This window comes from Puniceicoccus vermicola (genome assembly GCF_014230055.1).
In the GTDB taxonomy this organism is placed as follows: domain Bacteria; phylum Verrucomicrobiota; class Verrucomicrobiia; order Opitutales; family Puniceicoccaceae; genus Puniceicoccus; species Puniceicoccus vermicola.
Genome location: NZ_JACHVA010000138.1, coordinates 12,966 through 25,845, shown reverse-complemented (window position 1 = coordinate 25,845; position 12,880 = coordinate 12,966). Strand labels below are relative to the sequence as shown.

Sequence of the window (12,880 nt, the reverse complement as noted above, 5' to 3'; positions counted from 1 at the left end):
CTGCGACCCGTGCCATTTGGGCTAACGCTGCTCAGGCTCATTTCCCGCCCGTCCCAGGGGGGATGCGCCCAGAATCGAAGGTCGCGGCGTTGCAGGGATCGGAGCGTATCTCGATACGAATCCGATCCCTGCGCCTTGCGCTGCTTCGATTCTGCGCTGCACCATAACGGTCAAAACTTACTAAATTCGGTATGAGAGAACAAAGCTCCCCGTCGTCGTCAGAGTAGGTGCCAGTTTCGCGATTAATTGGCCTGAACGGGATTCCGGAGGGAGCCGATTCCTTCGATTGAAATTTCGACGACATCTCCATCCTTGAGGTAGACGGCTGGATCCCGCGCGACCCCAACTCCCTGAGGGGTGCCGGTGAGAATAATGGTTCCGGCGGCGAGGGTGGTATCCTTACTCAAGAATTCGATGAGGGCTGGGACGTCAAAAATTAGGTCCTCGGTTTTGGAGTCCTGCATGGTCTTTCCATTCAGAGTGGTCGAGAGCCGGAGTTGTCCCGGATCTCGTATTTCGTCTGCGGTGACGATTACGGGGCCGAGAGGGCAGAAGGTGTCGAAAGTCTTGGCCCGGCAAAACTGTCCCCCTCCGCGTGGGGTTTGCCAATTGCGGGCACTGACGTCGTTGGAGCAAGTGTAGCCGAAGACTACCTCGAGGGCTTTCTCGCGCGAGACGTTCTTGCAGTCCTTCCCAATAATGACGGTGAGCTCAGCTTCGTAGTCGACGGTCTGGGTGACGGATTCGTCAGGGAGGATAATCGGCTTTTCCGGGTGCTGCAGGGCGGTTGGGGATTTCATGAAGACGACAGGAAACTCCGGCACTTTTTTCCCGGTCTCTTCGGCGTGGGCCCGGTAGTTGAGTCCGATACAGTAGATGGTCGGGGGAACGAGCGGGGTGAGGAGTGAGCCTTCGATCGCTTCTCCCGTATCGTGTAGATCTCCGAAGAGGTCTCCTTCGAGTCGGGAAAATCCTCCCCCGGCGTGTTGAACTGCATAAGTCGGGCCGCCGACCGTAAGGATTCTCGCGATTCTCATAACGCAAAACTGACGCCATCCCGCCGGGCTTTCAAACATCTTTGCTCAGGGACGAGTTTCGCACTCAAGCTTGCCGCAGGGAGGAATTCGCATAGGATCAGTTTATGAGCTACGGAGATCCGCACACCGAACTGCAACAGAAGCAAATTCTGAAGGAGCTGAAAACGTCTTCGGGTGACACCTTTGACGGGGATCAGTCGGGGATGTCGGAGCGTCAGTGGCTGGAGGAGGAGAAGCAGAGCCTCGGAGACTGGCGGATGCGTCTTTGTCTCCCGCTGGTCGGGTTTGGTCTGTTTGTTCAGATCATCGGGTTTGAGACCGTCCGTCGGGTCCAGGAAAACTCCGAAGGGAGCTCTCGAGGATTTCTGAATTCATTCTCGTTTTCCTCAATCTTCTGCATTGGATTCGGTCTCTGCCTGTTTGCGGTCGCCGCGGTGATCTTTGCGAAGAATTCGAAGAGGATCCGGAAGTTGCAGGAGCGGCTGGAAGCTTTGGGTTGAGGACTGGGTTTCAGCGTATCCCCTGAGAGGCTCGCGAAGAGTTGACGCTCCGCGCGGAGGGGAAGGAGGTCTCCCCCGAGATGAAGGGATCCTTTGGAGGAATCCTCACAGGCTGGCAGCCTGTGGTACTTTTCCTCGGCTGGCCTGTTCAGCGGCTAGAACTTTTCGGAGGGTTGGTTCGCCCTGTGATGAACGCACAGGCTGGCAGCCTGTGGTACGCTTTTTCTCTGAAGCCTTTTTTAGGAGGCGGCGGTCTCTTCGAGCTTCCGGCCGGTGAAGGCGGTGAGGAAGTGGGTGAGACGGGCCTTCATCTCTAGACGGGGGATGATTTGGTCAATCAGCCCGTGATCGAGAAGGAATTCGGAGGTTTGGAAGCCGGGCGGTAGGTCTTGCTGCGTGGTTTCCTTGATGACGCGAGGACCGGCAAAACCGACTAGGGCTGCGGGTTCAGCGACGATCAGGTCTCCCAATGAGGCGAAGCTGGCCATGACGCCAGCCATCGTGGGATTGGTCAGGATAGAAATGTAGGGCAGGCGGGCTTCGGCGAGTCTGCCGAGAGCGGCGCTGGTCTTGGCCATTTGCATGAGGCTGAGAATCCCTTCGTACATGCGGGCTCCACCGGATGTGGAGACGATAATGACCGGGGTTTTCTCATCGAGCCCACGTTCAATCGCACGGGTGATCTTTTCTCCGACTACCGAACCCATGGAGGCACCAAGGAAACGGAAATCCATGACGGCCAGGTTCACCGGAATCCCGGAGAGTTCACCGTGACCCGAGAGAACGGCGTCCTTCAGCTGAGTCTTTTTCTGATACTGCTCCAGCTTCTCCGGATAGGAGGAGGAGGGGCCACGGAACTGAAGAGGATCGACCGATACCAGATCGTTGTCTTTTTCTTCCCAGGTCCCCTCGTCGATCAGAGAATCAATGCGGGCTGGCGCGGGAAGTGGAAAGTGGTAGCCGCTCTTGGGCACCACCATCAGGTTCTGCTCGAGCTCCTTATTATAGATGATTTCGCCGGATTTTGGACATTTCGTCCACAGCCCCTTGGGGATGTCCTTGCGATTAACGGTGACTCGGGAATAGTTCGGTTTGCTGAAAAGTGCCATGTATTAGGGAAAGGATTAACTTACTACGCTAGACGACGGCGGCTTTTCGAGGCGAGGAATTTTTTATCCATGTGCAAAGGCAGCGACATCAATTTGCCGAATTCCCGCTTTGTTAAGGATTTGAGCACAGGTATTGAGAGTCGCTCCGGTGGTGAAAACGTCGTCAAAGATGAGGCAGCGAGTCTGAGAATCGGGGATCTCTGCGTTGGGAGCGATCCCAAAGGCTCCTTTCACGCGTTTCATCCGCTCCTGCCGATCGGCCCGCGTCTGTGAATCGTTGTCGACGAGCCTTTGAAGCAGTGGACGGATATTGAGTCCTCCGGGCACATGGGGTTCGAGGTGACGGAGAATCTCTTCGGTCTGGTTAAAGCCCCTCTTCCGGAGTTTTCTCGGGTGGAGGGGGACTGGGACGATCACCGCATCCTGAATAAATTCGAGGAAGCCGGGGGCCTTGGCGAGAAGGAGGGCGATGTCCGGGGCCAGATAGGCCTTCTTGCGATATTTAAAGGAGTGAAGAATTGTCCGAGTATCCCGTTTGAGAAGGTAGCCACAGCGGCCTTGGCGGAAAACGGGGCGCAGGTTTTCGCAATGTTGGCAGACGGGGCTCTCTTCAATATCGCCGAAGAACGGGTGCCCACAGACGGGGCAGCGGGGATCGCGGATGACGGGCAAGCGGCGGGAAACCCAGTCGGTCAGGTAGAGAAACTCGCCGTCGCCGAGGGGTTCTCCGGAAAGGAGGCAATTGCGGGGATAGAAGAGGTCCAGCAGAGACTTGGCCCAGTGGGAGAAGGCGGATTTCTGGAGCTTAGGAGAGGTCATCCTCCTCATAGAATACCTCGTCGAGAAAGAGACCGCAGGCGGGAGCGGTATGGACCTCGGGAGTCCGTTGCTTTTCTTCGAGGAGGGCCCCGATTCGCGCGGGGGCAAGTTTTCCGGAGGCGACCCGTACCAAAGTACCCGCCAGGGAGCGGACCATGCGATAGAGGAAACCGTTGCCTTCGACGCGGAGGATCCAATCTCCGCCGCCCTCATCAATCAACTCGGGGACCTTTAGCGTCTTCACCGGGTTCTCCGCGTCGATGACCTTTCCGGCGAAGGCGGTGAAATCGTGGGATCCGGCCAGAACGGGGAGAACCGGGACCACCTTGCCCGGGTCAAAGCTTCCTGGAAGGTTCCACCGGTAGCGGATCGAGAATGGGGTCGCGGGATTCTCGCTGAAACGGTATTCATAGCGTTTCCCCCGGGCGGAGAAGCGAGCGTGAAAGTCATCGGAGACGCGCTCCACCGTCACGAGTCGAACCGTTCCCGGAAGTTTTGTATTGATGGCTCGGACGAGGGCCTCACCCGGATGTTTCCAGTCGTGGTCGAAATGAAAGCACTGGCCCCGCGCGTGAACTCCCGCATCGGTCCGCCCGGCGCCGTGGATCCGGATCGGCTTGCGGAGGACCAGGCTGAGAGCGTGCTCGAGAAAATCCTGAACCGCATCCCGGGTCGACTGACTCTGCCAACCGGTGAAATCAGTCCCGTCGTAGGAGCAGATGGCCTTCCAGCGGCTCATTCTTGCGTCGCGGTGGCGGAGTCCCCCTGATCCTCGCGGTGGGTGATGAGGAGCCGGGCGAGATGAACGGAGTTGCAAAAGCTTTGAGGGGAGGCCTCGCGATGGCCCGCGAGGGCGAAGGCCGTCCCGTGGTCGGGGCTGGTCCGGACATAGGGGAGGCCGAGGGTGACGTTGACCGCCGAATCAAAGTCGACTGTCTTTAACGGCCCCAGCCCCTGATCGTGATAGAGCGCGACGACCACATCGAATTCGCCCTCCAAGTGGCGGAGGAAGAGGGTGTCGGCTGGCAGGCACTCGGAGAGACCGGGAAATTCCGGCTGCAGTTCTGCGAGAATCGGATCGATGAAATCTCTCTCTTCAAGACCGAGGACACCATTTTCACCCGCATGGGGATTGAGCCCACAGACTCCAATGCGCGGTTCTTGGAGATCGGCGGTGGCTCGGGCGAGGATCGCGGCATGGCGGATCGTGCGGACCAAGTTGGCCCGGCTGATCGCCTGCGGGACCTCCCGAATCGGAATGTGCCAAGTGACGAGAGCGACCCGCATCCGCCCTCCGGCGAAGGCCATGGTCGGATCGCCACCCCAGCGTTCGGCGAAAAATTCGGTTTGTCCCGGATGGGGAAAGCCAGCTTTGGCGAGCCAGGACTTGCTGACAGGTGCGGTGACGACTCCACTATAGGAGCCGACGAGGCAGCCATTGGCGACGGACTCAAGGCAGCCGTAGGCCGTCCGGGCTGTTTCGAGGGTAGGGCGGCCGGGGGTAGTGCCAGTTCGTCCGATCTCCACTCCGCGCACCGGACGGATGTGGTTGAGTCGGGTCAGCCAGTCCGGAGGGCCGACGAAGACGTAGTCCGTGAAATTCGAAGTTTGCTTCTCCCACCAGGCCTCGACGATCTCGGGTCCGATGCCTGCCGGGTCTCCACCGGTAATGGCGATCGGTTTTGGCAGGGGCCGGTCGGCGGCCTCCTGTGGCTTGGGTTGCGTTTCAATCTCAGGCGACGACGTTTTTGGCATATCCTCTTTTGCTTGAAATAAAGAATTCCTGGAAGGTCCGGGCCTCGGGACTGGAAGGGCGGGTTTGTTGGGCCGCGTTCTCGATGGGGTTCCCTTTGCTCCGAAGGATGGCGTGATACAAATGCTTGAGCTCCCGGATTGTCTCGGTCGGGACCTTTCGGCGGCGGAGGCCGATAAGATTGAGGCCGCTGATCTCGTCCCGCTCCCCGACGAGGATGAAGGGGCCAATATCCCGGGTGATGCGGGACAGTCCGGCGACCATCGCCCCTTCGCCAATCCGGGCGAACTGGTGGACCATCGCGCCCCCGCCAAAAAAAGTATCGTTTCCGACCGTGACATGGCCCGCCATCGCGCTCGTGTTGGCCATAACCACACGATCTCCGATGATGCAGTCGTGTCCGAGATGGGAATTGGCCATCATGAAGACCTCGTCGCCGACCGTCGTATGGGTATCGGCGTGGATGGATCGGTGGATGGTCACGGATTCACGGATGACGCAGCGGTCGCCGAGAGTGACTCCGGAAGGCGTGGCCGGGTCGAAGCCGAGATAGTTGGGCTCGCCACCGATCACTGAAAAGGAGTCGATTTTACAATCCGCTCCGATCCGGGTGTTCTTCCGAATAATGGCATTCGGGGCCAGGTGGGTCCGATCCCCGATTTCGACTGCTCCTTCCACAATGCAGAAAGGGCCGATCTCGACCCCTTCTCCTAAGACTGCTCGTTCGTCGACGATCGCTGTCGGATGAATCATGCGGCGACCGTAAGTCGGGAGGATTCTCTGCGCAAGGAAAGAGATGACGCCATCATGCGGGACTCGGTTGGAAGATTCGTTCGCCATTCTGCCGCTCGGTTGGGCGTCGGTGGTGGGGAATGGGTGGGGGAACGCCCCACCGCGACCAGACAGACCTGTTCATTTATCTGTAAGATACTCGAGTAGAGTTTCTTAAGGCCGGTCTGAGGGGCATCTGGATACCCTGAATTGTGAATAACTTGGGGGTTCTGAGGGGTGCAAATGTGTTGACAGGTGGGGCAAAGTGGGGAGAAATGGGGCAAATCGGTTTTTAATGGGTTCCTAGGGAAATAAATGGTCGCGGCAGAAAGAGCTTTTTACGTCGGGGAGTTTTCGCACTCCGTTGACGCGAAAGGTCGTCTCACGATTCCGTCCAAGTGGCGGTTTCAGGGAGACGATGCCGAAGTGTATCTGGCCCTCCCGAATCCCGGTGGTTTCATTACGGTTTACCCGCCGAAGATGATCGACCGCTTCGAGGAGCAAGTTTCCAAGATCAGCCTCGGCGATGCCGAAGGTCAGAAGCTCATTACCCAACTCGGTTCGATGGCGCACTCCTTCGGCTGCGACAAGCAGGGGCGCATCAATCTGAACGACAAGCTGATCTCCCACGCGGGGATCGGAAAAAAAGCCGTTCTCGTCGGGAACTTCAGCTACTTCAGCATCCATTCCGCCGAGAAGTACGAAAGCACGGATCTCAACGATCCGGACCTCATGAACCGCATCCTGAAGCAGATCAATGTCTGAGGCACAGGAACAGAACATGAAAACCTCCGGACACGAGCCCGTCCTCTTGCAGGAATGCATCGAAGGACTCGGCGCTGACCGTGGCGGCCGCTTCCTCGACACGACCTTTGGCGGGGGAGGGCACTCCCGTGCCATTCTCGAGGCGAATCCGGCAAACCACCTGACCGCACTGGACCGTGATCCGGCTGCGGGGGAGCGGGCTGCGCGTTTCGCGGAGGAATTCCCCGGGCGATTCTCCTTTCATAAGATGGACTTCGGCGATCTCGGCTCCCTGGAGGAGTCAGACTTCGACGGCATCCTCTTCGACCTCGGGGTTTCTTCGTTCCAATTGGACGAAGTCGACCGCGGGTTCTCCTTTCGGGGCGACGCTCCTCTCGACATGCGGATGGATCCGACTCAAGGGATCTCGGCTGCCGAGTTTCTGGAAACCGCTTCGGAAGATTCCCTCGTGGAAGCGATTCGCGACCTCGGGGAGGAAAAGTTCTGGCGACGCATCGTCGGAGCGATTCTCGACGCTCGCGGAACCGGAAAGCTCAGCCGCACCTCAACCGTAGCGGACCTGATTCGCTCGGCCGTGCCTGCGGCTGCCGCCCGGGGACGACTTCACCCGGCGACTCGAAGCTTCCAAGGGATCCGCATCGCCGTGAACGGTGAACTGGACGCCGTCCGTAGCGCTCTGCCGGCTGGCTTCCTCAAGCTCGCCCCCGAGGGCCGCATGGCCGTCATCAGCTTCCATTCGCTGGAGGACCGCATCGTTAAACGTTTCTTCCGCGCCCGGGCTGGCCGCCCCGTGGGGGCGAACGATTCCCGTCCGCAGGAAGAGCGGACGGTTGAAGCCAAGCTTCCTTTTACCCGCCCGCTCCGCCCGACGGAGACCGAAATTCAAAACAATCCCCGCAGCCGTTCATCCCGGCTCCGGGTTCTCGTCAAAATCGCTGTATCATGAAAACTTCTCCACGCTCATTTCTCCCACCCTTGAACCTGCTTTTACTCGGGGTGTTTCTTGCCGTTTCGTTGCTCGGGGGGTTGTCGCAGGTCTGGATTCAGCGCCAGATCAGCCGGACCGCTAGCCTGATCGAAGAACACGAGAAGACCCTGCAGGACCTCGAGCGCAAGAACCGCTACATGAGCAGCCGTCTGGCGGAAGCGCATCGGCCGGATGAATTGATCCGTCGCGCTGGAGCGGGCCTGAAGCGTCCCGACTGGCATCAGATCGTTCAAGTGGAGCGTTCCTTTGACGCGGATGGAAACCGCGTAGTTCGTTTGGTTCCTTACGGGGAGCCTATGGAAGTGGCCTTCAACGATTGATGAGGACGACTCGACTGTGCTACCTCCATTCATAGGGGCTCTTCGCTATGGCCTGATTCTTACCGCGATCTTTCTCGGCTTTGCCGGTGTCTTTGCGCGGTTGCTGCATTTGCAGGTTCTGGACCGTGAGCACTACGCACAGTTTGCGGAAGAAAGCCGCGATCGCTATGATCGTTTGGTGGCCCCGCGTGGCCCGATCGTCGACCGCTCAGGCAATCTTCTGGCCTCGACCCAGACGGTCATCGAGCTGGGGGTCGATCCACAGTCATTGGTGCGCGAAGACTTTACCAAGATCCCCGAATTGGCTAAGATCCTCGATATTCCCGAGGAAGAGATTCGCACTGCCTTTGAAAAGAGAGAGCGGCGCAACTCACAGACTGGGGAAGTGCGTTCTGTGCGCTGGGTGAAGCTCAAAGATGCGGTGTATCCCGAGGAGTATGACCAGATCCGTGACCTCGATATCCGCGGCGTCTATGGAAACTATAAGAACCAGCGGATTTATCCAGCCGGTTCGATGGCTGCTCACTTGATCGGATTTGTTGCCGACGACGGGAGTGGATACTACGGCGTCGAGCAAGCCATGGACTTCTACCTTCAAGGCCAGGACGGATGGCGTGAGTCGGAAAAGGATGGTCGCCGCCGTGAGTTGGCACAATTTCGTTGGCGTGAGGTCGCCCCGCGCCCCGGGCTGGGAGTGGAGCTGTCGCTGGATCTCGTTTTGCAGACCAAGGTGGAGTCGGAGCTAGATCTCATCATGGACGAGTATAGCCCCCAGTCGGCCTCGATCATCGTCTCGGATCCGGACACCGGAGAAATTCTGGCCTTGGCAAACCGCCCGACCTTCAACCCGAATTTTCACGGCGAGTCGCCCAAGTCTTCTTGGATGAACCGAGCCCTGACGACCGTCTACGAGCCTGGCTCGACCTTTAAGATCGTTGCTTCGGCCGGTGCCATGAATGATCACCTGGTCGAACCGGACACGATTTACGACTGCGGCATTTCCCGTGTTGAATACGAAGGACGCACCGTTCGTCTACCCTCCGATAGCCACGACCACGAAGAGCTTTCGGTGAAAGACATTGTAATCAAGTCCAGTAACCGCGGGGCCGCTCTCCTCGGGATGACTCTGGGGGATCAGAGGATGTATGAGTATGCGCGCGCTTTCGGCTTTGGCGAACGCACTGGTTTACGCCTCGGGGCGGAGTCTCGCGGCATCCTTCACCCGGTGAAGGATTGGGATGGGCTCACCATCTCCCGTCTTCCCATGGGACACGCGGTTTCAGCGACTCCGGTCCAGGTCCATTCGGCAATGTCAACGATTGCTGCCGGAGGGGTGCGTCGCCCATTGCGACTCGTTCGCCGTGCCTTTGATGCCGAGGGAGAGACCGTCTTGAATTTTGATTCCGGCGAGGAGCACCGTGTGGTCTCGGAAGAAGTTGCCGAGACTATGGCAGGATTTCTCGAAGGAGTTGTCGGCCCACAGGGAACCGCGCGTCGCGCCTTCCTCGACGGCTTCCGAGTCGCCGGAAAAACCGGGACTACCCAAATGATTGTCGATGGCCGGTATTCGCGCCGCCATCACGTCGCTTCTTTCAGCGGATTCCTTCCTGCGGATCATCCCGAGGTGGTCATCACCGTCGTGGTTGAAGATCCTCAGCTCAAAGGCGTTGGATATGGCGGAGTCGTTGCGGCTCCCGTCTTCCGGCGCATCGCAGAAACCGCTTCTCACCACCTACACATTCTTCCATCAGGAGTCATTGGCGGCCCCTTGATGGCTCTCACGGAGAACACCCAATGAGACTACCCGAAATTCAAATTAGTACCCTGATCGAGAACCGCTTTTGGTCACCGACCGTCGTCCCGTTTGGAGGAGGGGGCACCCCTCCGAGTCAGCCCGCTGGTCAGCGGATCAAGGACATCCTTGCCGGAGTCGACGTGCTGGTGCACAAGGGTCCCCTCGACCAGGAAGTCCGCTCGATTATCACGGACAGTCGTCGCGTGATTCCCGGTAGTCTCTTTTTTGCGCGGAAGGGTCTCCGCACAGATGGTCGCCTCTTCGTCGAAGAAGCCATCGACCGCGGAGCTGCCGGAATCGTTTCTGAGGATGCCCCCGGGATGCACTCCGGGGTGGTCTTTCTCCAGGTGAAATCGGTGCCACGGGCTTTGGCGGCCATCGCCGGAAATTTCTATCAATGGCCGGATCGCCGTTTGCGCACGGTCGGTATCTCGGGGACCAACGGAAAAACAACCGTCTCTTGGCTGGCCCGCGAACTGCTCGCTGCCGAGGATGGAAAGACAGGGCTGATTGGTACGATTCACTACGATCTCGGCGGCCGCACCGTTCCTTCCTACAAGACGACTCCAGAATCTGTAGATACCTTTTCGCTCTTCCGCCAGATGATCAATGCGGACTGCAAATCGGCGGTCATGGAAGTGAGCTCACACGGCATCGACCAGTGCCGGGTTCAAGGCATGAGCTTCGATCTGGCTGTATTCCTCAACCTGACACAGGACCACCTCGACTACCATGCGAGCATGGAGGAATATTACCAAGTGAAGCGCCGCCTTTTTGACGGCGGTATTGGAACCACTCCCAAGCTTTCAATCATCAATCTGGATGACCACTACGGGCGCCGCCTCGCCGGCGAACTCGCCGAAGGCCCAGGATGCATCACCTTTGGGACTCATCCCGAAGCGAGCTATCGGGCCGAGGATGTAAAGTTCAGCCGTACCGGAGTGAGCTTTCGTCTCGTTACGCCGAAGGAAGAAATCGCCTTGGAAGCCAACCTGGCTGGCCGATTCAACTTGTCGAACATCCTCGCGGCTCTTGCCGTCGCGGCGGAGTCGGGTTGCGACCTCAAGAAGGTGGCAGCGGTCCTGAAGAAATTTGAAGGAGTGCCGGGTCGTCTGGAGCGGGTGGAGACCGGACAACCTTACGAGGTTTTCGTCGATTACGCTCACACCGATGATGCCCTCCGTTCGACTCTTGAAGTTCTCCGCGAGATCACTCCGGGGAAGGTTCATCTGGTTTTCGGATGCGGTGGGGATCGTGATCGCGGCAAGCGTCCGTTGATGATGCACGTCGGGCAGACCTTTGCCGATTTCTGCTGGGTGACTGCCGATAATCCGCGCTCCGAGTCGCTGGATCAAATTTTCGACGACATGCAAAAAGGCGTCTCTAAGCCGGATCAGGTCGAGTTTGTGGAAGACCGCCGCCGCGCGATTAGCCTCGCTCTCGATGCAGTCGGTCCGGACGACACCGTGTTGATCGCCGGAAAAGGTCACGAAGCATTCATGGAGTTTGGGGACACGATTGTTCCTTTCGACGACCGTCAGGTCGCCCGTGAACTGATTAAAGTGAAAGAACTCAAACCAGGAGCTTGAAGACTCAACGATGAGGGAAGGGGAAATCGTAGCGGAAGGCGGAGAGGCGCGAGTCTTCGACCTGTCTTTTCTGAACGAAGTCCTGCGTCCTTCCTGGGTTCACGAGGAAAATTTTGCCGGGGCGAGCGGCTTCTCGATCGACTCGCGCTCTCTGCAAGCCGGGGAGATCTTCGTCGCCTTGCGAACCGAGAAGCGGGATGGCCATGAATTCCTCGGCCGTGCTCAAGAGAGTGGGGCAGCGGCAGCGCTCGTGAGCGATCCCGATCCGCAACTTTCCCTTCCGCAAATCATTGTCAGCGATCCGCTCCAAGCTCTTCAGACCCTCGGGGCGGCATGGCGTCAACGATGGGGAGGTCGGGTAATCGGCGTCACCGGAAGCTGTGGTAAAACCTCCACGAAGGAAATGCTCGGTCTTCTTCTGGGTCGGGAGGAGACCTATGTCACCCCTGGCAACCTGAACAATTTTATCGGGATCCCTCTCTGCGAGCTGCAGTTGCGTCCCCATCATCGGCGGGCGGTTCTCGAGGCCGGTATCAATGAAGGGGGCGAAATGGCCAAGCTGGCTGAGATGTTGTCTCCGGAAGTGGCGGTGGTGACGATGGTAGGGCCGGCTCATTTGGAAAAACTCGGTTCCGTCGAAGGCGTCGCCCGCGAGAAGTCGGTGCTGCCGTCCCGGGCGAGTGAGAGAGTTTTTCTCGGGCCCTCGTGTGCAGCCCACCAAGCCTTTACCGAAGCTTCATTTGCCGAGACGCATTGGATCCTCCCACAGTCGAAATCGGAATGTCGCCCGCCCAAAGGGGATTTGTGGACCTACGCCCTGAGCCGCTTGGTCGGCCTCGAGGGGTGCGAAGTACATTTGCGCAATGGTTCGGATCTCGTCTTTCCCGCTCCCGATGGCACCGCCGGAATGATCGAAAATGCCTGTCTGGCGATCATGGTCGCGCGGGAAGAAGGGATTGCCGACGATTTGATTTTGCAACGTCTGGCCGAGTGGCATCCGACTGCTCAGCGCGGGGAAATCGTGGAGATCGGGGAGCGAACGATTTACGCCGATTGCTACAACGCCAATCCTTCCTCCTTTGCCGATGCCGCGAACTATTTTCACCGTTGCTTTCCGGAACCCGGTCGCATTTGGGTGATTGGGGGCATGGAGGAGCTCGGTCGTTCAAGTGCGGCTTGGCATCGCAAGCTGGCAGCCGGTTTGCCGGTTGTCCCGGGCGACCAGGTTTTTCTGGTCGGAGGAATGTCCTCGGAAATGGCTTCGACACTCCAGGCGAAAATGGGGGAGGGCGACCGCCCGACGATCGCCGAAGATGTGGACGCGATCGTTTCCACGGTTCTGGACCTCGACGGTGTCATCTTTCTCAAAGGCTCCCGGAAATACCGATTGGAAAAGATTCTCGATTCTCTAACGGGTAACCTTAGATCATAGTT

The 12,880-nt window shown here is 58.5% G+C and carries 13 protein-coding genes; 7 read left to right on the top strand and 6 right to left on the bottom strand.

Translation table 11 applies throughout. From position 1 onward, the window contains the following. Positions 1-242 precede the first annotated feature (242 nt). Positions 243-1,037 carry a fumarylacetoacetate hydrolase family protein gene (locus H5P30_RS19645; RefSeq protein WP_185694622.1) on the bottom strand — a complete coding sequence of 265 codons (795 nt, stop codon included), beginning with the start codon at positions 1,035-1,037 and terminating at the stop codon, positions 243-245. A 104-nt stretch (positions 1,038-1,141) separates the two neighbouring features. On the opposite strand from H5P30_RS19645, the gene H5P30_RS19640 reads away from it, so the two are divergent. Next, positions 1,142-1,537, top strand: coding sequence for a hypothetical protein (locus tag H5P30_RS19640; RefSeq protein ID WP_185694621.1), 396 nt, complete (start codon positions 1,142-1,144; stop codon positions 1,535-1,537). A gap of 239 nt (positions 1,538-1,776) precedes the next feature. On the opposite strand, the gene accD is transcribed toward H5P30_RS19640, so the two are convergent. The 5 genes from accD to lpxA form a co-directional block, all read right to left on the bottom strand. Then, positions 1,777-2,646: an acetyl-CoA carboxylase, carboxyltransferase subunit beta gene (gene accD / locus H5P30_RS19635; RefSeq protein ID WP_185694620.1), complete on the bottom strand. Its 870-nt coding sequence runs from the start codon at positions 2,644-2,646 to the stop codon at positions 1,777-1,779. Positions 2,647-2,709: 63 nt separating this feature from the next. After that, positions 2,710-3,465, bottom strand: coding sequence for a ComF family protein (locus tag H5P30_RS19630; protein WP_185694619.1), 756 nt, complete (start codon positions 3,463-3,465; stop codon positions 2,710-2,712). After that, a complete protein-coding gene (gene truA, locus H5P30_RS19625; protein WP_185694618.1) occupies positions 3,452-4,204 on the bottom strand; it encodes a tRNA pseudouridine(38-40) synthase TruA in 753 nt (250 codons plus the stop codon). The genes H5P30_RS19630 and truA overlap by 14 nt, the downstream gene beginning before the upstream one ends. Continuing rightward, a complete protein-coding gene (gene pdxA / locus H5P30_RS19620) occupies positions 4,201-5,220 on the bottom strand; it encodes a 4-hydroxythreonine-4-phosphate dehydrogenase PdxA (RefSeq protein ID WP_185694617.1) in 1,020 nt (339 codons plus the stop codon). The genes truA and pdxA overlap by 4 nt, the downstream gene beginning before the upstream one ends. Continuing rightward, positions 5,198-6,058, bottom strand: coding sequence for an acyl-ACP--UDP-N-acetylglucosamine O-acyltransferase (lpxA, locus tag H5P30_RS19615; protein ID WP_185694616.1), 861 nt, complete (start codon positions 6,056-6,058; stop codon positions 5,198-5,200). Before lpxA ends, pdxA begins: the two co-directional genes overlap by 23 nt. Before the next feature lie 246 nt (positions 6,059-6,304). On the opposite strand from lpxA, the gene H5P30_RS19610 reads away from it, so the two are divergent. Genes H5P30_RS19610 through H5P30_RS19585 form a run of 6 tightly spaced genes read left to right on the top strand, consistent with a single transcriptional unit; the run spans position 6,305 to position 12,878 of the window. Continuing rightward, positions 6,305-6,754 carry a division/cell wall cluster transcriptional repressor MraZ gene (locus H5P30_RS19610; protein ID WP_185694615.1) on the top strand — a complete coding sequence of 150 codons (450 nt, stop codon included), beginning with the start codon at positions 6,305-6,307 and terminating at the stop codon, positions 6,752-6,754. A gap of 16 nt (positions 6,755-6,770) precedes the next feature. Continuing rightward, a complete protein-coding gene (rsmH, locus tag H5P30_RS19605; RefSeq protein WP_185694614.1) occupies positions 6,771-7,700 on the top strand; it encodes a 16S rRNA (cytosine(1402)-N(4))-methyltransferase RsmH in 930 nt (309 codons plus the stop codon). Beyond that, positions 7,697-8,062 carry a hypothetical protein gene (locus H5P30_RS19600; RefSeq protein WP_185694613.1) on the top strand — a complete coding sequence of 122 codons (366 nt, stop codon included), beginning with the start codon at positions 7,697-7,699 and terminating at the stop codon, positions 8,060-8,062. The genes rsmH and H5P30_RS19600 overlap by 4 nt, the downstream gene beginning before the upstream one ends. Positions 8,063-8,078: 16 nt before the next feature. Further along, complete coding sequence (locus H5P30_RS19595) at positions 8,079-9,860, top strand: penicillin-binding transpeptidase domain-containing protein (RefSeq protein ID WP_185694612.1); 1,782 nt, start codon at positions 8,079-8,081, stop codon at positions 9,858-9,860. After that, positions 9,857-11,446: a UDP-N-acetylmuramoyl-L-alanyl-D-glutamate--2,6-diaminopimelate ligase gene (locus H5P30_RS19590; protein WP_185694611.1), complete on the top strand. Its 1,590-nt coding sequence runs from the start codon at positions 9,857-9,859 to the stop codon at positions 11,444-11,446. The genes H5P30_RS19595 and H5P30_RS19590 overlap by 4 nt, the downstream gene beginning before the upstream one ends. 10 nt (positions 11,447-11,456) lie before the next feature. Next, positions 11,457-12,878: a UDP-N-acetylmuramoyl-tripeptide--D-alanyl-D-alanine ligase gene (locus H5P30_RS19585; protein ID WP_185694610.1), complete on the top strand. Its 1,422-nt coding sequence runs from the start codon at positions 11,457-11,459 to the stop codon at positions 12,876-12,878. Positions 12,879-12,880 lie beyond the last annotated feature (2 nt).